The organism is Candidatus Omnitrophota bacterium, from assembly GCA_023819145.1.
In the GTDB taxonomy this organism is placed as follows: domain Bacteria; phylum Omnitrophota; class Gorgyraeia; order DTHP01; family DTHP01; genus JBFWKV01.
The window spans coordinates 1-20,257 of the sequence record JAMWCW010000007.1; the positions used below are offsets into that span (position 1 = coordinate 1).

At 33.0% G+C, this 20,257-nt stretch carries 17 protein-coding genes; all 17 read right to left on the minus strand.

Annotated elements, in window-relative coordinates:
- The coding region (locus NC818_04610) for a cobalamin B12-binding domain-containing protein (GenBank protein ID MCM8784035.1) at positions 1-1,285 on the minus strand (1,285 nt) is incomplete at its 3' end.
- Positions 1,282-3,306 carry an ABC transporter ATP-binding protein gene (locus tag NC818_04615; protein ID MCM8784036.1) on the minus strand — a complete coding sequence of 675 codons (2,025 nt, stop codon included), beginning with the start codon at positions 3,304-3,306 and terminating at the stop codon, positions 1,282-1,284. The genes NC818_04615 and NC818_04610, both read right to left, overlap by 4 nt.
- Positions 3,307-4,044 carry an ABC transporter permease gene (locus NC818_04620; GenBank protein ID MCM8784037.1) on the minus strand — a complete coding sequence of 246 codons (738 nt, stop codon included), beginning with the start codon at positions 4,042-4,044 and terminating at the stop codon, positions 3,307-3,309.
- A gap of 32 nt (positions 4,045-4,076) precedes the next feature.
- Positions 4,077-5,291, minus strand: coding sequence for a radical SAM protein (locus NC818_04625; GenBank protein ID MCM8784038.1), 1,215 nt, complete (start codon positions 5,289-5,291; stop codon positions 4,077-4,079).
- Positions 5,272-6,687 (minus strand): radical SAM protein, encoded by a 1,416-nt coding sequence (locus tag NC818_04630; protein MCM8784039.1) that lies wholly within the window; start codon positions 6,685-6,687, stop codon positions 5,272-5,274. Before NC818_04630 ends, NC818_04625 begins: the two co-directional genes overlap by 20 nt.
- Positions 6,674-7,936, minus strand: a complete 1,263-nt coding sequence (locus tag NC818_04635) for a radical SAM protein (protein ID MCM8784040.1) — start codon at positions 7,934-7,936, stop codon at positions 6,674-6,676. Before NC818_04635 ends, NC818_04630 begins: the two co-directional genes overlap by 14 nt.
- Positions 7,936-9,213 (minus strand): FAD-dependent oxidoreductase, encoded by a 1,278-nt coding sequence (locus NC818_04640; GenBank protein MCM8784041.1) that lies wholly within the window; start codon positions 9,211-9,213, stop codon positions 7,936-7,938. The genes NC818_04635 and NC818_04640 overlap by 1 nt, the downstream gene beginning before the upstream one ends.
- Positions 9,213-10,196 (minus strand): undecaprenyl/decaprenyl-phosphate alpha-N-acetylglucosaminyl 1-phosphate transferase, encoded by a 984-nt coding sequence (locus NC818_04645; protein ID MCM8784042.1) that lies wholly within the window; start codon positions 10,194-10,196, stop codon positions 9,213-9,215. Before NC818_04645 ends, NC818_04640 begins: the two co-directional genes overlap by 1 nt.
- Positions 10,186-11,343, minus strand: a complete 1,158-nt coding sequence (locus NC818_04650) for a glycosyltransferase family 4 protein (GenBank protein ID MCM8784043.1) — start codon at positions 11,341-11,343, stop codon at positions 10,186-10,188. The genes NC818_04645 and NC818_04650 overlap by 11 nt, the downstream gene beginning before the upstream one ends.
- Positions 11,344-11,475: 132 nt before the next feature.
- The gene (ftsA, locus tag NC818_04655; protein ID MCM8784044.1) at positions 11,476-12,681 is read right to left on the minus strand and encodes a cell division protein FtsA; all 1,206 of its coding nucleotides are present in this window, start codon (positions 12,679-12,681) and stop codon (positions 11,476-11,478) included.
- Complete coding sequence (locus tag NC818_04660; protein MCM8784045.1) at positions 12,678-13,472, minus strand: cell division protein FtsQ/DivIB; 795 nt, start codon at positions 13,470-13,472, stop codon at positions 12,678-12,680. The genes ftsA and NC818_04660 overlap by 4 nt, the downstream gene beginning before the upstream one ends.
- Positions 13,473-13,478: 6 nt before the next feature.
- A complete protein-coding gene (locus NC818_04665; protein ID MCM8784046.1) occupies positions 13,479-14,384 on the minus strand; it encodes a D-alanine--D-alanine ligase in 906 nt (301 codons plus the stop codon).
- A 50-nt stretch (positions 14,385-14,434) separates the two neighbouring features.
- A complete protein-coding gene (murB, locus tag NC818_04670) occupies positions 14,435-15,385 on the minus strand; it encodes a UDP-N-acetylmuramate dehydrogenase (protein ID MCM8784047.1) in 951 nt (316 codons plus the stop codon).
- Positions 15,379-16,761: a UDP-N-acetylmuramate--L-alanine ligase gene (gene murC / locus NC818_04675; protein ID MCM8784048.1), complete on the minus strand. Its 1,383-nt coding sequence runs from the start codon at positions 16,759-16,761 to the stop codon at positions 15,379-15,381. The genes murB and murC overlap by 7 nt, the downstream gene beginning before the upstream one ends.
- 14 nt (positions 16,762-16,775) lie before the next feature.
- Positions 16,776-17,885 carry an undecaprenyldiphospho-muramoylpentapeptide beta-N-acetylglucosaminyltransferase gene (gene murG / locus NC818_04680; protein MCM8784049.1) on the minus strand — a complete coding sequence of 370 codons (1,110 nt, stop codon included), beginning with the start codon at positions 17,883-17,885 and terminating at the stop codon, positions 16,776-16,778.
- Positions 17,870-18,976, minus strand: coding sequence for a putative lipid II flippase FtsW (ftsW, locus tag NC818_04685; protein ID MCM8784050.1), 1,107 nt, complete (start codon positions 18,974-18,976; stop codon positions 17,870-17,872). The genes murG and ftsW overlap by 16 nt, the downstream gene beginning before the upstream one ends.
- Positions 18,964-20,247, minus strand: a complete 1,284-nt coding sequence (gene murD / locus NC818_04690; GenBank protein MCM8784051.1) for a UDP-N-acetylmuramoyl-L-alanine--D-glutamate ligase — start codon at positions 20,245-20,247, stop codon at positions 18,964-18,966. Before murD ends, ftsW begins: the two co-directional genes overlap by 13 nt.
- Positions 20,248-20,257 lie beyond the last annotated feature (10 nt).

Consider the following 20,257-nt stretch of genomic DNA (forward strand, 5'->3'; position numbering starts at 1 on the left):
TCTTTACTAACTCTAAAAGGGTTACTTCATATTCACCTACCAAAACAAAATCAATAAAAGGATTCCTCTCCAGAAATTCTTTTTTTCTTATATTTGCCTCCGGTCCAGAGAGAGCAATAAGAAAATCTCCGGATAGCTGTTTTAAAATCTCTAAATCGTTATACAGAGATGGTGTAGAAGTTTCCGCTAATAGAAGATGAGGTTTTATCTCTTTAATTTTCTGCTTAAGTTTTATGAAATCCATCTTTTCGGCAAGGCAGTCAATAAGGTAAACTTCAAAACCATTATTTTTTAAAAGACTGGCAGAGTAAGCCAAAAAGAAAGGAAAAGGTTGATAGTTATTCTCTTCTTCAGTTTTTATATGTGGCCAGCGCGAACCTGCCCTTACCCCCCATTTCCCATCTTTCTCCCAGGGAAGATTGACTAAAACAACTTTAAAGTTCTCTTTCCCCTTTATAAATATTTTTTTGGTAAGCTCTTCTCTTGCCTTTTCTATATAATCTTCTAAAATCTGCTCATCATCAATTAACAAAATTTCTCCTTTAAAATAAGGGTATTTTCCTTCTTTATATTCCTCTTTACCCATACAGGCATTTAAAACCCGCGCATTGTTCTCTTTCCCTGTATTCTGTATAGAAGGAGAAGTTTTAAAATAATTTTTTGCATAATCAAAGATAATATTGGGTAAGTCGTTTTCAAAATTCCTAACTCCAATAAATTTACTTTCTTTTAACTGCAGGGGAATTTCTTCCCAGTTTCTAATGACTGGGAAAAAACCTTCTTCATAGGAATTAATCCAGCGCTTATATAAAGAAGAAACCATAATGCTTGCCTTTCTTTCATCTACTTTTATATCCCTTTTTACCTCCATATTTATATCCCAAATAATTTTTTCTGGAGAGACCAGATTTATCTCCCACTTCTGTAAAATCCCAATTTTTTTCCATTTAACTTGAAGGGAAAGCCTGTGCGGTTCTTTAAACTTAACTTTCCATTTAGCCTGTGGTAACGCAAAACATTTATCTTTTATAAGCAGAGATGTATTTAGACCCACATCTTTAGTAATCTCTTTTCCTTGATAATAAATCTTTATATTTTTGTTAAAACAGATAACCTCAGTATTTTTGTTTTTAATTACTTTCTTTCCTATTCTCAAATTTCTTTCAAGCCTATATTTTCTTATAAGATAAATAAAATATTTTATCCCCCTCCATACAGCACAGAAAAATCCCCTATCTTTGAAATGTTTTCTAAATTTTTGGTAGTTTGTTCTTATCCATATCATTTTGTTAACTCCACCTCCCCCAAGAAATACCCTTTCAATTTTTCTCCTGATAAATTTTTCTGAAATTGAAATAACCTCGCTTTATATAAATTATCACTGTTTCCAACCACTGCCCGAAAGGAGTTATCTTTATTTAAATCCCTGAATATTAGCAAAGGGAGATTTTGCCCAGAAGATTTTAATTCATTTGCCCGACCATAGAAAAAACGGAAAGGCAAGATATCGTAATCTTCAGAAAATTCTTCTAAAAAATTACCTCTATAGACATCTTGGGCTATCCAATTTTTATATTCCGAAATAAACATCAGACTTATTTGCTCCAATTCTAAGTCTGCCTTCTCAGATATCTCTGTTTCTACTCTCCAGAGAATCTTCTGATTATCTAAGAGAGAAATTTTCCAGAATTGAGAAACAGGGATATAAAACCAGTTCCCTAAAACCTCAATCTCTTTAGAGTTTTTTCTCCTAATCTCCCATAAGGCTAAACTTGAATCATACCAAATCCCTTTAACCCGGAAAGATGTATACATCCCTAAACCAGTTGTAATTTCCTTATTTTCCCCAAATATCTTTCCTCTCCCTTCAGCAAAAATAAATTCCAAATCTTCCTTCTTAAGCAGAGGATAAAACAAAGAAACTGTTTGTTCTTTTACCAAATCCTTATCAAGAATTATCCTCCCGCTAAAAAAGTTATACCTTCCTGGAAGGGACTTTTGATTTCTCCTAGGAATTATCTTGGAAAATTGAAGAACTATTTTTTCACTATTTTCTTTTCTCTTATAAATAGAAGAAAGCCAATTATCAATATTATTGATGGAAAAAATAAAATTGGGAAATCCTTCTTTTCCTTTTAATCCCAATTCTTTTGCGCGGTGATTTCTCAATCTCACCGGAATAATTTCATTAACAAATTTTCCTGAAAAACAGCCTTCCTCTTCATTGGTCATCCAGAATTGATAAAAAGAGGCTACCTCTAAACGAATGTCAAAATTTGAAAGAAGAGTTTCTTCCTCCAATTCCATCTCTATCTCCAAAAATATCTCCTTCTCGGTCAGGATATTGATTTTAATATATTCCTTTAAGGATAAGGGAGGGTAATCGGTTATTATCTGGAGAGTTTTTTCATTTATTTTTTTTACTTTTATGGGAAAATCAAAAGAGTGATACCACTTGTCTTCTATATAAATTGCTGTATAAAGTCCGTTATCACAGGTCAATTCCCTACCTTCCCAAAATATCTTTATCCTACCTTCCTCGGATATTAACTTTAACCTGTTATAACTTATAACTTCTTTCTTTTCCTCTTTTTTTTCAACAATTTCTTCCCTTTTTATACTTTCTATATAAGAGGATATTACTTTTTCTATAGAGCCATCTTCAACAATTTCTCCTTTTCTTAAAAAAACTCCTCTTTTCGCCAACATTTTAGCCAAAGCCAAATCCTGAGTTACTAAGATCAAAGTTAGGCCTTTATTTTTTAATTCAAATAACTTACTAATGCATTTTTTTTGAAATCCAATGTCCCCTACAGTAAGAATCTCATCAATTAACAAAATATCTGGGAAAAGATGCACGGCTATAGAAAAGGAGAGTCTCACAAACATTCCCTGGGAATAGTATTTTAAAGGGGAATAAATAAATTTACCAAGACTTGCAAAATCACAAATCTCTTCAAACAGAGAATCTATATTTTCTTTTTTTAATCCAAACAAACTTGCACTTAAATAGATATTTTCCCTTCCCGTAAGTTCAGGATGAAAACCTAACCCCGGTTCAAGCAATGCAGAAACTTTTCCTTCTACTTTGATCTCTCCTCTATCAGGAGTAATTAATCCCGCGATTAACTTTAGAAGAGTGGTTTTTCCTACCCCATTTTCTCCAATTATGGCTAAAGTTTCTCCCTTTTCTATCCCCAAGTTAATTCCCTTTAATGTCCAGAAATCCTCCCAGAAAACTTTACCCTCTTCTATATACTTTATTCTATATTTTTCCCAGACATCTTTTAACTCGATTACTTTCATCTAAATCCTTTTGAGAAATTTAGATTCAGTTTTTAGAAAAAAAGAATAACCTATAAAAAAAGACAAAACTGCCCAAGCTAAACTAAGAGAAATAAATTTAACCTTAGGAATCTTCCCATCTAATAAAATATCTCTAAATAAATTTATATATAAATTCAAGGGGTTAAAATTGACTATCCAGCGATAATGAATAGGAACCATTTCTGTCTTATAAAAAATAGGGGTAATCCAAAAAAGAAACATTATCAAAATACCCAAGAGGTGAGAAATGTCTCGAAAAAAAACATTGAGGGAAGAGAAAAATAAGCCTATTCCAATTACAAAAATTAAAAAAATAGGAATAACAAATAAGAGAAAAAATAAAGGATAAAAAACAGAAAGTTTAGAAAAGATAAAAATAGGGATAAGTACCAAGAGCCCCAAGAGAAAATTTAAGAAATTGGTCAGAATTAGAGAAAGAGGGATGATTTCTTTAGGTAGATTAAACTGTCTTAAAAGATAAGCATTTTCTACAATGGAGTTGGTTGTTTGGGTTAAAGTTGCACTAAAGAACATAAAAGGAATAAGCCCCGAAAGAACAAAGAGGGAGAAATTTTCTATTTCAATTTTTAATACATTCTCAAAAACAAAACTTAAGACAAACATCAAAATTAGAGGAATGAAAATTGCCCAGCTTATCCCTAAGAAAGAATTTACATAATAGGTTTTTAAATTTTTTTTGATTAAATTTTTAAGCATTTCCCGATTTAAAAAAACAATCTTAATTCTCTTTAATAAAACCATGAAAGGGCTTTAATTAATATTCTCTTTCTTCTATTTAAAGATTCAATCTGTCTGTGTATTGGCTCGTTTTGCCAGAGATTATCGCAATTGTAACAACCGGTTTCCAGATTAGCCTGGTTTCCTATTTGGGAAAAATAGACATCTTTCTTTGATAAATTTTTAGCCTTGTATCTAAACTGATTATATATCTCTGAATTCCAGATTTTGTAGAAGTTTTTTTCATAAACGTTTCCTAAAACTAAACGATGTCCTTTACAACAGGGAACCACATTCCCTGTGGCCATTATCCGCGCAAATAGCCATCCCACATAACAAGGGATTGTTTCTATTTTATTAATATCGTGGGTTCCGGTTTCTAAATCAATGTCTTCTATCCTTCTTAAAAACTCAGGGAAAGCGGTAATAACAATACTTTTACCATTGTAATTATATCTATGGGTTATGGGATCATAATACTGTTTAATTAAAGATAACCTTTTCAACAACTCTTTTCTTTCCTCTTGATTAAGGAGGAGACAATCCGTTCTTTCTGGTATTGGGTCTAAGGGAACAAACTGTATATCTTCCGCTTTTACTTCTATCGCAAAATCTATCATTCTCTCTATTTCTTGAAAATTATGATTGAATATTACATTATATATTTTTATATAAGGTTTATTTTTCTTTTTTTCTCCTAAATAATTAAGGACTCCTTTAATTTGATAAAATGTCTCTTTATTTTTATTAGGATGGGTTTTTGTATAAGTTATTGCATCTCCTGCCCAAAGACTTACAGTCAAAGAATCTACTTCTAAATCCATTAACTCTTGAGCAATCCTTTTATCTACAAGAGTAAAATTAGTATTTATATCAATCTCAATTTCTTTTTTCTTTTCTTTAATATATCTTATAATTTTTAAAATATCTGGATGCATAAAGGGTTCTCCTCCTCCTACCAGTTTTATCTGTTTCAGCCCTCCCATTTTTAAACAGTCATCAATTACTCCTTTAATAACTTCGAAAGGAAGAGAAAGTTTCTTTTCCCAATCGGGCATCTCTTTATCTTTCAACAACGGCGAACGACACCAACAGCCAATGCAGTTATTATTACAGAAATTGGTTAGATCTAAATGTATTACCTGTGGGCCAAGAAAAGCCTGTCTTCCCTGAAAAATTCCTGCTAATAATTTTAGGGTTTCTTTTTTAGATATTGAGGGAATCATAGGAAAGATTTAATTCTTTTAAAAGAGAAATTATCCTTTCGGCTCTTTCCCTTCTTAAAGAATAATCGTTACCGTAAATATCTTTCCAGAAAGGCGCTCTCCTTTCTGGTTCTTCAGGAAGAAGCAGACCGTATTTTGAAGGATTAAATTCTAAATCTGTCTCCCCATTAACTAAACAGACACTTAAAGCGGCTAAAGAATCTATATATTTTCTATTTTCTTTTATAAAATTATAAGTCTCCATAAAATCCTCTTCAGTTTCTCCGGGAAAACCAACAATAATATTTATATAAACCCTTATACCTGCTCTCCAGGTATCCTGAATTACCTTTTCTGCAATTTCTTTAGTGAACATCTTCTTCATCCTGTTTAAAACTCTATTGGAGGCACTTTCTAATCCATAAATTAAGGTGTGACAGCCTGCTTGCTTCATCTTTTCTAAGATAGACAAATCCATCTCTTTCCTGGGTACCGCCTGAGAATCCCAGTTTATATTCAGTCTTCTTTCTATTATTAAGTCGCAAAGATTCTCTAATATAGAAATATTTCCATTACATAAGAGGTCCTTGAAAGAGAAAGAATTAATTTTATTATACCTTATATGATATTCTATCTCCTCACTCATATAGGAGGGATTTTTCCAGCGATAGGGAAAACTTAAACGGTGGTCATTACAGAAGGAACATTTTGAAACGCATCCTCGGCTGAGAAGTAAAGGCAAAGCGGGAATAAGATATTTATCTAAAGGAAAACTTTTAAAAGTAGGAAAAGGAATGGTATTAATATCCATAATCGGATGACGGAGAATAAGCGAAGTATATCCTCCATCTTCTTTGAAAATTGCTCCCTTTGTTTTATTTTTACCATGGGTTAGCAAGATTTCGTATAATGTCTCCTCCCCTTCACCAACTACAAAAATATCTACAGGAAGATTCTCTTTTTTTCGCAAAAAGAAAGTATCTAAATGTAATCCGAATGTAGCCGGCCCACCAAAAATTATTGTTTTTCTTTTGTCTTCTAATTTTATCCTCTTAGCCAATTCTAAAGAAAAAAGACGATTGCTGGTATTAACCGAAAAACCAATGAAAGGGGTTTTAAAGGAAAGTATTTTTTTAGTATATTTTTCAAAATAGGTCTCCCAAGAATTCTTCAATCTTAAAAACCTCTCTTCCTCAAACCAATAAGGATAACTCTCCGGCCGCCAGAGTATCCTCTCTTCCTTTGAAACTCTATTATAAAGGTCAATATTTATATCCAAAATTATAGGATAAAACCCTTTCTCTTTAAGATGCCTTTCTAAATAGGCAATTCCTAAGGGAGGCATCATTGTGTCCCAGGGAGGACACATAATTAAGATAATATCTGATGATTTAATAAATCTTTTAAGGAAAAACATGTTGATTAAAAAAAGATATAAGTATTTTATCTAACTTGGAAAGAGAAGCAATTTGTTTCTGTAAAATCATATTTTGAGCGAGATTATCACAGCTTAAAGAGCACCTCTGGGGAGAAAAATATATATTCTCTTTTTTCTCTTTCGCAAGTTTTCTAAATATCCTCTGTTTCTCACCATACCAAATTTTAAGCAAATCTTCCTCATAAATATTTCCTACAGGAACATTTGCTTTTAAACATGGATAGACATCTCCATTAGCAGTTATACGCATAAAATCCCAGCCAATATAACAAGGAATATCTTTAACTAAAGAATCGTATTCTCCCTTATCCGCTTCTTCATTAGAAAGTCTGCGCAAAAAATCTTCATAATCACAGATAAATAAATTTGGACCTGCCTTATTTTCAGGATTGTCATCAAGCAATTTTTCCTTAATTCTTTTCAATTTCTCCTTCACTATTTGCCTCTCCTCATAATTCAATAATAAAAAGTCGGTTTTACCCTTAACTGGGTCCGTAGGAACAAACTGAATAGAATCTGCTCCCACCTCAAAAGCAAACTCTACCATCCTATCCACCTCTTGGAAATTTTCTTTAAAAATTACATTATAGATATTTATATGAGGGAGGTGTTTAATCCTTTTATGCTCATAGATAAAACATAAAACCTCTTTAATCCTAAAAAAACTCTCCTTCTCCCTCCCCGGATGTACTTTCATGCAAATTTCAGGAGTCCCTGCCCATAAACTTACATTTATATGGTCAAAATTTAAGTCAATGAATCTTTTAGCTTCCTCTTTGTTTATAAGGGTGAAATTTGAACTGAGTATACAAATAAAACCATTTTTTTTAGCATATTCAATTACCTCCCAGAATTTTGGATACATAAGGGGTTCTCCACCTCCAGAAAAAAATAATTTTTTTGTTCCTATTTTCTTTAATTCCTTTAATAACTTTATGAGCCGAGAAAACAATAATTCCTGATTCTCAAATTCTGGAGTTACTCTTAATTTTCCTAAATAGGGAGAACGCATCCAGCAGACAAGACAGTTACTATTGCATCTATTGGTAAGGTCTATTTGGACTAAAGTTGGTCCTGTAAAAAGAGAATTTTTTAATATCCCTGCAGTAACTAAATATGCATGCCAGTAGTAGTGCAAACCGTAAAAAAAATCCTCAATTTTATATTTATAAAAATCTATCGCTCTTTTGAAATGCACCCTTTTTCTTATATGTCTTTCTACTACCATCACAAATTCATAGCTATATCTTCTCCCTCCCCAAGAACATCCTCCATGGACATATAGCGCCACGAACCGTAACGACCAAAGGAGATGATATTTTTTTCTTTTAAATAATCTAAGATTTTTCCCCTTGCCATCTCGTAATTGAAGTCATAAATTGGATAGCCATACTTTATATCGTTAATATCTTTAACTAAAATATTTTCCTCTCCTTTAAGAATACCCACTTTGATTAAATCTTTTATGGCTACAGAGATAATTTCTTTTTTATTGATAGGTTTAAATTTTGAATAAGAGATTTCTATATAAATGGAGCTTTTCCCTTTAGGAACTATCTTAGAAGAAAAATTATGATAAAATCCTACCCGATAAAAAGAGAATCTTTTTTCAGGAAAGTATATCCAGTGGTAAGGAAGTTTAACTTCCCCATCTATTCCTAGATTTATATTAAAAATAGAATTCCAACGTAATTTTTTACACAAAGATAATATTTCCTGAGGCATATCTTTTATAAGTTTTGGTAACTCTGGTAAAGGAATACTTGAGAACAAATAGTCATATTTTTCCCATGAATTATTAGCTAATCTAACTTTTTTGTTTTTTAAATCTATTTTTTTAATCTCGCATTGAGTAAAGATATTTTTAACCTCTTTAGCTAAAGCCAAAGAAATATCGCTTATCCCTCTCTTAGGATACCAGAAAAACGCGTTGTAGCCAAAATCCTTATTAATTTTTCTTTCTGCTCTTCTAATTATCTCTTTTACAGTGGGAACAGGAATTAATCCGTTTGTCCAAAAATAAGTTAAATTTTCTAAAGGTACAGTCCAGAATTTATTATTATAAGGAAACATAAAATAATTTCCGATTCCTTTACCGAAATTTTTCATTATCCAGTCATAAAAATTATTTATTTCTATTCTTTTATTATGAGCTTCTATAAAATCTTTAAGACATTTTTCTTTAATCTTTTCGGGAAGAGCAAATAGATTTACCTGAAAGGGATAGGGAATAAAACTTTGAAAAAAATAGATAGTTGAGTTTCTTTTATGCCTAATTAAATCCCTCCCTAAAAATCCCCTCACAAAATTAAACAGTTTTTTATTTTTGAAATGCAAGAGATGGCCTGAGTAATCAAAAATAAAATTTGATAATTTTTTAGAGCTGGCTAATCCACCAATTTGTTTACTTTTTTCAAAAACTAAGAACCTTATTCCTCTTTTTTTTAGATGATAAGCTAAACTCAAACCTGCAAGCCCTGTACCAACTACAATGACTTTTCTCATTAATTCCTACTCAATTTGAGGGAATAGGGTATAAGGAAAGTCAGGAACAATAGAATTAAAATAAAACTGGCGAAATTTGTCAATTTCGTAAAAAGAATTCCTAGAATTATAAATGCTAAAGTTAAGAAATAACAAATAAGAAGACATCTCAACTGATTTCTTTTTTTAAGTAAACAAATAATAAAATGGTCATCTGACCTTTTGAAAATTGATTTTCCTTTAGATAATCTTCTTAAACTAACAAAAACCGTATCAAATATAGGAAAACCTAAAATAAAAATTGGAGAAAGTAATGCTATTTCGTGAGAGGCTTTGGCATAGCTTATTAAAATAGCTAAGATACTAAAAATATAACCCAGAGAGAGACTTCCGGAATCTCCAAGATATATCTTTGCCGGAGGAAAGTTGAAAATCAAAATTGCTAATAAGGAACTGGAGAGTAAAAGAGAAATCTCTACTACAATCTTATTTCCTGTAGGATAAGCTAAATACAAAAAAGCCAAACTTATTAAAAAACTTACCCCCGTCGATAATCCATCTTGAATATCTAGAAGATTGAAAGCATTGGTAATTCCCAAAATCCAGAATAAAGTGATGAAAAAATTTACAAATCTCGGGAGGTAAATAACTTCGGTGGTCAAATTGGAAATAAACAAGAAAAATAAAACAATAACCATCTCTCCCAAGAATTTCTGCCATGCTTTTAGTTCTTTTAAGTCGTCAATCATACCGAGTAGAAAAACTAAAAATGCGGTAATAAAAAGCGTAAAGTAAAGAGATTTAAATAAAAAAAACCTTTTGCCAAGAATTAAACTTGAAACTAATAGCGATAAAAGTATAACCATACCACCTATCTTTGTGATTTTACGGTCTACTTTCTCGATATAAACACCTTTTAACCTAAATCTTAATAACAACTTTCTTAAAATTAAAACAGAAATAATACTGAATAAAAAATTCGCGAGAAAAATATTAATGAGCATAATACACCTCTAACATTTTTGAATAAAGATTCTCTGTCTCCCGTGTCATTAAATCGAGATTAAATTTAGACAAAGTTTCTGTATATATATTTCTATCAGTAAACTTTTTTCTCAAATTTTCTTCTTCGAGAATAAACATTATCTTCTGTGCTAAATTATAGTAATCACCGGGTTCAACCAAAAAACCGTTTTCTCCATCCTCAATTAACTCTCTTATCCCATCCACATCAGTAGCGACAATCGGCTTGCCTAAACTCATCGCCTCAAGTATAACCAGAGGAAGACCTTCCCAAATACTTGTAAGTACAAAAATATCAAATAGGGAAATTATCTCTATCGCATCTTCACGCCATCCCAGAAGGGAGAAATTGTTTTCCAAGTTTAATCTTCTTATCAATCTTTTAACTTCTTTATATAAAGGCCCTCCCCCTACTAATATAAATTTTGCCTTTGGAAATCTTTTCTTTACTAAAAATGCCCCTTTTACAAAATCCAAAGGAGCTTTCTGGGGTTTTAAACAGGCAACCATCCCTATCAAGGGAAAAGAGTAAGAAATGTTTAATCTGTTATACAAAGATTTTTTTTGTTTTTGTTTTACAATCTCTATCCCTTCCCTAATCAAAATATATCTATCTTCGGAACCTATCTTAGCAGAAATCCCTTTTTTAAAATCACTTTCACAAACTACAACAAGTTTATCGGTTATTTTAGCGGTAATTCTCTCCATAAGGATATAAATTTTTTTAAGAATAAATTTTTGATTTTCGTAAAAAGGAAAACCATGAACAGTATGAATAATAATAGGAACTTTAGCTATTTTTGCAGCCCAGCGACCCAGAAACCCTGCTTTAGGAGAATGGGTATGAACAATATCAAAACGGTTATGCTTTATATATTTTAACAACCTTAGAAAAGCAATAAAATCATTCAATAAATTTATTTCTCTTCTTAAACAAGGAAACAAATTAAACTTAATACCCTTAATTTCCTCTAATTTTCTGATTAAATAACCGTAAGGAGAGGTTATAAAATGTACTTCAAAATTCTCATGATTCAGTCTTTGAATAAGTGCGAGCGTTGTCTTTTGTGCCCCTCCTAATTCTAGATGTGTAATTATATGTAAAAGCTTAATTTTTCGAATAGACATAATAATTAATGCTCTAAATAAAATTATAATCGAAGGAGGGAATGATTGTCAATCTTTAAAGATGCGTGGTTCTTGTCTATCGGATAATAATCTAGGAGTGCGAAGGATATTTAATATCATGTGGTATTTTCGTCAAAAATATTCTTCAAATATTTTCTTTGCATGTAAAATAAATTTTTTGATGGGATTAAGTGTTTTTTTAGAATCTTTTTTAGAAGCTCGATTAAAATGGTCAAAATATAGTAACCCAATCGTATCTGCCCAAGAATAGAGACTATCTTCTTTACCTGATAAATCTTCACTTACTCTCACCGTCCCTAACCGGATAGGAAAACGAAAAATTTCTCCAACCTTCTCTACTAATCCTTCAAGGAGAAAAGTACACCCCCCTAGAACAATACCTGCAGGGAGGTAGTCAAAAACACTGGATTTTTCAATCTTTCTTTTAATCTGAAATAAAAAACCTTCTGAAACATTCTCTATGATTTTTATCAATTTCTCAATACTTAATTCCTTTTCGCCATTCTTCCTGATTATTTTTTCTTGCTTAATTGCAGGATATAAACTACCGTAATTTTTCTTTAATTCCTCTGCCTCATCTAAAGAAATGTTCAAAGCTTTCGCAATCGCTTTATCAATATCTATCCCTCCAAATGGAAAAATCTCTAAATTTATAGGAACACCTCCCATAAATTTAACCACCGTGGTTATCCCCCCACCTATTTCTAAGTAGAGCACTCCAGAATTGCGTTCTTCTTCCTCCAAAAAAGCAAAAGCAGAAGCTAAACCAGAGTATATTGTTATATCTACATCATATCCTGCATTATAAATACCTTTCTTAATATTTTGTAAAACAGAAGTAGGTAAAGTAATAAATAAAAAGTCCGCTGATAACTTACTACCAAACATCCCTCGAGGATCTCTAATCTTACTCTGACCATCTACCATAAACTCCCTTGTAAAAATATGCAAAACCTCATGGTCAAAAGGAACAGAGTTATCAACTGTTTCATTAATTAGACGCTCTATGTGATGATTTTTTATTTCCTGTGTCTTTTCGGAAAGCATAATCGAGCGACGGTAATTCATAACTCTTAAACAATCGTTGCTAATACCGAGTATAATGCGATTAGGTAAAAAATCCTTATTTACCTTATGCATAATACTTTCTATTACAGCCGTGAATTTTTCCATGTTTAAAACTTTACCCCTCTCCATCCCTTCTGAAGCCATTCTATCTTTAGCAAGAATTACCAAGTTATCATCCCTAAATTCTCCTAAAACTGCAGAAATTTTACTTGTTCCAATATCTAATCCACAAACTATTTCTTTTCTCATTTTGGTCCAATAATTACATCTTTGAATCTCAAGTCAATAAAAGCTGGGGAAATTGATTTAACCTTAATTTCTTCTAAAACCTGCGCAAGACGTTCAAATTTTTCTTCTTGTAAATTGGAACCTAATTTTATTTCTATTCCATTATCTAGGAGCATAGATACATCGTTCAGACTGGTTAAATTAATCTTGGCTACATTCTTTCGCCAAGGGAAACTCATTCTTTTTAATAAATTTACTATTTCAATCGCCTTCCTAATTCTTAAGGAATTAGAAAAATTATTTAGAGTAACTTCCGTGGGTTCTACCCCTATCACAATAGGTAAATCTGAATAAGGAATATCTTTGGGATATGGGATAACAAAACTATTCTTATCTACAGGATAAAATTTAACCATTTTTATCTGTACTACGGGAAGGCGTTCCTTAAGTAATATAAATATACTATCGGGAAGAACCCTTTTTACTACTACATCTTCGTATTCAGGATGTTTTTCTTTAATTTCTTTTGCCAAAGGAGAGATTTCTAAAGAAAAAATGTTTATACCTGGTTTCAATCTGCTAAATTCAAATGCTTCTTTACCCTCAAGCATAAAATGATCCTTTACACAAACTTCTGTAAGTTTAAAGCAGGATAGATTCGATAGTAGTAAATAAACCGCTTTCCTCCCCCAAAAACCAACAAAATAAACTGTAAAAACTAAGATGAGCATTTTAAAGACAGTTTTTCTCACCGACTCCCAAACAGGATTTTTCTTCTTAAGTTTTGTCTTTCGATTCTTCTTTCTTAACATAAATACTCACTTCACCCATGCTGATTCAAGAATTTTAAGGCAAAGATACGGAAAAGAAATATCCTCTGCCTGCGCAGCTTTAGGCAAGAGACTTCGCGAAGTCAATCCCGGTATTGTATTTACTTCCAGTACCACAGGAATTCCTTCTTTACTCAAAATCATATCCACCCGAGAAAAACCACTGCACCCCAAAGCTCGGTGTGCCTTAACGGCATTAATTTTTGCCTTCTCCTGTAAATCTTTTCCTATCGGGGCGGGCAAGAGATACCCTGTTTCTCGATCCTTATATTTAGCTTCGTAACTATAAAACTTTCTTTGGGGAACAATTTGAATAACAGGCAAAGCTCTATCTTCTAAAATCGCTACCGTAATCTCTTTACCCTGAATATATTCTTCAATTATTATCCTCTCATCATAGTTAAAAGCTAAATCTATTGCTTTCTGCAAATGTTCTTTTTCCTCCACTATAGACACTCCTATACTTGATCCCCCTCTTGCCGGTTTTACTACCAAAGGTAAAGAAAAATCAATTCGAACAGATTTGCGTTTATCCAATATCCTGTAACTTGGCACAGGAATATCGGCATCTTCAAAAATTCTTCGAGAAGCAATCTTATCCATTCCTAAGTAACTCGCTTTGCTGTTAGAACCTGTATAAGGAACCTTTAGATTTTCAAGAATCTTCTGGAAGGTTCCATCTTCGCCAAAATTACCATGCAGAGTATTAAAAACGACATCAATCCTTGAGTCGTCTAAGAGTTCTTTGAATAAACCTTCTAGATTACTAACCCTTTCTTCTAAATCCCGAGGAAGAACGACGGAAACCGCTTCTAAACCTAGTTCTTTCAAAGCATTAAATACAGCTGTTCCCGATTTTAAGGAAATTTCGTGTTCCGGAGAAGGTCCTCCCATAAAAACTCCTATCTTAAAGCTCTTCCAAGATCGCACTTCCATCGCAAAATCTATAAATTTCTTACTACATTAATCTCTGGTTCAAGCCACACACCATGGTCGGATTTCACCCTATTCTGTATCAACTCCATGAGGAGAAGAAAGTCTTTTGCGGTGGCTCTGCCTAAATTTATAAAGAAATTGGCATGTTTTTTAGAAACTACTACATCTCCCATTCGTTTTCCTTTCATGCCCGATAGTTCAATTAACTCCCCACTACTCCTCTTTACATCCAAAGGATTCTTAAAAACACAACCCGCGCTAGGCAATCCCAGTTCCTGTGTTTTCTTTCGATAATTTAAAAACGCGATTATCCTCTTTTTTATTAAAGAGGCATCTTTCTTTTCTCCTTTTACCAAACCAATCTCTAAGATAATAAATCCTCGAAGATTACTTGTGCGATAATCAAACTTTAAATCTTCTTTATCTAAAATCATCACCTTCCCAAATCTATCCATTACTTTGACCATCTTTACAAAATCACCTATCTGAATATGTTTCTCTCCATCAGGAATTTCTCTTACCCCCGCATTTAAACATACCGCACCTCCCAAAGAACAGGGAATTCCTGCCAGGAACTCCCATCCTCCCCAAGAATTCTCTATCATCCATCTTAGAAGCTCTTTTGTACTGACTCCACTTCCTACTTTTATAAATTCTTCACAAAATTCTATATTTTTTAAAAAATGATTTTTAAAATTTAACACTATACCTTTCAATGTCTCATCAGGAAATAACACCTTGCTTCCTCCTCCTAAGATAAAACAGGGAATTTGGTTACTGTTAGCAAAGACAATAATCTTTTCTATATCTAATATAGAAGACGGGTCAACAAAAACTTCTGCCCTGCCCCCTATTTTTATAGTAGTATGACTTCTTAGCTCTTCACCGTTAATTACCCTTCCTTTGATACCCAGATTTTTTATCGCTTGGCTTAAATTCAAATCGGTCTTAATCAACATCTAATATCAAGTCTCCTTAACAATTCATCAGTCACTTTGGTAATATCTCCAGCACCTAAAATAAGAACCAAATCATCTTTTTTTACTGTATTTAACAGGTAGGGTATTATTTTTTCTCTTTTCAGGAACAAAATATCTTTTGCATTACCCACCTTCTTCACTATCTCCTCATAAAGCATGCAACCATTAACTCCTTTTATAGGCTTCTCGTCTGCTGAGTAAATATCGGTCACTAACAGTTTATCTGCCAGAGTAAAAGCATCAGCAAATTTGTCTCTAAGATAGAAAATGCGAGTATAGCGATGAGGCTGAAATACAGTAATTATTCGATTTTTCTTAAAAGTACAAGCTGCTTCTAAAGTGGCCTTTATCTCGTTGGGGTGATGGGCATAATCATCAACAACCATTACGGGTTCGTATTTTCTTATCTGAAATCTGCGTCTTGTTCCTTCATAAGAAGACAAAGCATGTTTTATTTTATCCCAACTTATATTTAACTCTCTTCCAAAAGCAATTGCTACTTGAGCATTTAAAACATTGTGTCTACCAGGAACCTGCAGATTGAAACTTCCTACATTATTACCCAAATAAATACATTCAAATTCTACCTGATTAGCGTTAAGAACTATATTAGAAGGGTAAACATCTGATTCTCGACTAAATCCATAACTAATAGAACGTAAAGGAACCCTATTCATAATCTTTCTAAGATAGGGATCGTCATAACAGTAAAATACACAACCCATATCACGTGTTCTGCTTATAAAAAGCTCGTAGGCTTTAACTATTTTATTTATATCATTCTTATAATAATCAAGATGTTCAAAATCAACATTGTTAACTATTGAATAGACAGGCGAAAGCCTTGTGAATGAACCATCACTTTCATCAGACTCTGCCACAAGGAAATTACCTCTACCTAACCATGCATTTGTATCGTACTGATTAATCCATCCTCCCACTATGGCAGTAGGTGAAAAATTTGCTTCACAGAGAAGATGCGTCAATAAAGCCGACACAGTAGTTTTACCATGTGCCCCTGCTACTGCTATACCTATCCTTGATTGAAAGAGAAAAGACAGGACCTCAGAACGATGCAGAATAGGAATGCCTCTTTCTTTTGCACTGGTTAATTCCGGATTATCAAAAGATATAGAAGATGAATATATTACTAATCTTACATCGTCTTCTATGTTAGTTTTTTTATGCCCAATAAAAACCCTAATTCCTATTTCTCGTAATTTATGAATGTAAAAATTATCTACTTTATCTGAACCACTAACTTCATAACCTAATTCAAATAGAACTTTTGCCAAACCACTCATACCTATTCCACCTATGCCTACAAAATGAATTCTTCTAAATCTATTTAACATATGATCTATTTTTATTATCTCTTCAACAATCCTTCCACAGTATCCGCTAATAACTTAGTCGCCAATGAATTGTTTAGTTTCTTAATACCTTCGCTCAATGAATGTCTCTTCTCCTTGTTTTTTATTATATCACAGATAAAATAATAAGTCTTTTCTTGATTTAAATCTTTCTCGTCTATAAAAAAAAGACTGTTTCTTTGGCTATAATAGAGCGCATTCAGAAACTGGTGCTTTTCGGCATAAGGATAGGGAATTACAACTGCGGGTTTGGCAAAAAAAGATAACTCATTCAAAGTAGAAGCACCTGCCCTTCCAATAACTAAGTCCGCTGAGCTATAGAGGGCTCCCATATCTTCATAGAAGGGAAAAACTTTAGCAAGGATACCTAATTTTTTATACCTTTCCGCTACCCATTCTAAATCCTTTAAACCAGTAAGATGAATAATCTGTATTTTAATATTTTCTTTTATTATCTTCTCACATAGATTAAGAAAATAATTATTGATAACGTTTGCCCCCTGACTACCTCCTAATATAAGAATAGTAAAAAAAGAGGCTTCAAGTCCAAGACTGGATAAAGCTTTTTCCCTATCCATAACTAATAAGTCCGGTCGAAGAGGATTACCGGTAAATATAAGCTGGCTTCTTCTAAGATATTGTTTCGTATCTTCAAAACTAACCGCTATTACATTGGCAAAATAAGAAAGCAAACGATTTGCTTTGCCCGGATAAACATTCTGTTCATGAACTAATGTGGGTATGCGCAATAAGAAAGCAGAAAGAATCAAGGGTAAAGAAAGAATTCCTCCAAAGCCCACTACTACTCGAGGATGAGAAAGTAAAACCAACAAGAACGAATAGATAACCCCTCGTATAGTATTAGAAATGAACCTAAACCATTCACAAAATCCTCCCCTTTTAAAAGGAAAAATAGGAATGATTAATATCTTGATATTAGGAATTTTCTCTTTAATATAATTAGCTATCCTCTTTTCTTCAGCTCGCCCAGAAATAACAAACATAATCTCAAAAGATTTCTTTCTTTTTTGCATTTCGTAAACCAAGGCAAAAGCCGGAAAGAGATGTCCTCCACTTCCCCCTCCAACTACTAATATTCTTTCCATCTAATCCTTTTCTTCTCCCGGGCAATATTTAAAAGCAAAGCAACATAGGCGAGGTTAAAGATGAGAGCAGAACCTCCATAACTGATAAAAGGCAGGGGCAAGCCTTTCGTAGGTAATACCCCTACTGTAACTCCTATATTAACCAAAACCTGTATAGCTAAAATAGAAATAATCCCAAGGCTAAGGAATTGACCAAACTCGTCTTGTATCCGAAAAGGTATTTTGAAGGCTTCCCAAAAAAGAATCCCGAAGAGGATTATTACCAAAAGTGCTCCCAGAAGACCTAATTCCTCCCCCAATATAGAAAAAATAAAATCAGTATGAGCAGCGGGAAGATATAAAAGTTTCTGCCTGCTCTGGCCAAGCCCTCTCCCTAAAATACCTCCTGAACCGAAAGCGACTAATGACTGAACTATCTGAAAACCTGTACCCCGTGGATCAGCCCAAGGGTCTAAAAAAGCAAGAATTCTCTTTCTTCGATAGGGGGTAGAGAATATAGCTATAAAAAGAATAGGCAAAGAAATCAGTATTAAATTGAAAATACATCTCAACCCCACCCCAAAAACAATCATAAAAATTAAAAGAATAACTCCTACCAGAAAAGCCGTACCCATATCGGGCTGAATCAAAATAATACCCGCCATCAGAAAGGTAACCAACATTAGAGGAATAAGGTTATAAAAATTACTCTTTATCAGATTTTTTTTGCGCACAAAAAAATCAGCGGTATACACCAATAGAGAAAACTTTGCTAATTCGGAAGGTTGAAAACTGAAAATACCAAACTTAAACCATCTTCTTGCTCCTCCAATAGACTGCCCTATTCCTGGAATAAGCACCGCTATCAGAAGCAAAAAAGAAATCATTATAAGAAGCCTGCTGTATTTTCTTAAAAGAGAATAATCCCATTGGAGAAAAAAATAGAAAACAAACATACCTAAAAAAAGATAAAAAAGATGCCTCTTTAGATAATAAGCACTATCGTGAAGACGCTCGTAGGCGAATACCCCCGAAGCAGAATAAATCATCACTACACCAATGGCAAGTAAAATAACTGTAACAAAAAATATCCTTCTCCTTATTTCGCGCATAATGTCTTCTTCAAATTCAAAACTATATTCTTAAAAACTATTCCGCGGTGTTCATAATTTTCAAACATATCAAAACTTGCACACATCGGAGAAAGCAATACTATATCGCTTTCTTTAGCAATCAAATAAGCGTAGTCAACTGCTTCTTCTAAACGCTTAAATTTTTCTACTGGCATCCTCCCTGCCACTGCCTTCTCTATCTTTTCCGCTCCTTCTCCAATAAGAATAAGATATTTGACTTTTTCCTGAAGCCAATCGGAGATAATTGTAAAATCTTGTCCTTTATCTTTTCCTCCCGCAATTAGAATTACTTTTTGTCTAAAGGAACTTAAACTATAACGGGTTGAATGAATGTTGGTGGCTTTTGAATCATTTATGAATTTAACACCACCAAATTCTGCAACAAATTCGCACCGATGAGGAAGCCCTTGAAAATCTCGAAATATAGAAAGGGTCAACTCTTTGGAGATACCCAAAACAGAACAAATTTTAAGAATTGCTTTTTGATTATCCGTAAGGCTCTGGTTATCATCATCATTAAAAAATAAAACCTTTGCCTTAGTTTTATCAGCAAAATTTCTGGTAATGGGGTCTTCATAATTAAGAATTAAATAATCCGATGCGGTCTGATTTACAAAAATCTTTTCCTTAGCTTTAATATATTCTGCAAAAGAACTGTAACGGTCAAGATGGTCAGGTGTAATATTCAAAACTACCGCAATGTATGGCTTAAAGGCATTAATATTTTCTAACTGGAAAGAACTGACCTCTAGTACTACATAACTATTGGGGGTTAACTTATCCAGTTCCCCTGTGAAAGGATTACCAATATTACCACAAACCACATTAGGTATTCCTGCTCTCTCTAACACCTTACCTATAAGGGTAGTTACCGTAGTTTTACCATTTGTGCCGGTGATGGCGATAATTGGGGACGGGGAAAGGAAATATCCCAATTCTATCTCGCTGATTATGGGAATACAGTTGTTTTTTGCTCTTTCTAATAATGAAATAGTGGAAGGAATACCAGGGCTGATTACAATCAAGTCCTTTAATTCTACAAAATTGGGGGAGTGTCTTCCAAGCTCTACCTGAAACCCTTCTTCTTTCAACTGATATGCAAGGTTTCTTAAGTAGGGGGTCTCCTGAATCTCGCTTATCCAAACCTCTGCCCCTATTTTCTTTAAAGTTTTTGCCGCCGAAAGTCCACTCTTCCCCAAACCTAAAACTAAAACTTTTTTGTTACAAAAACCCCCAACATTTAAATCCATATCTACCTCT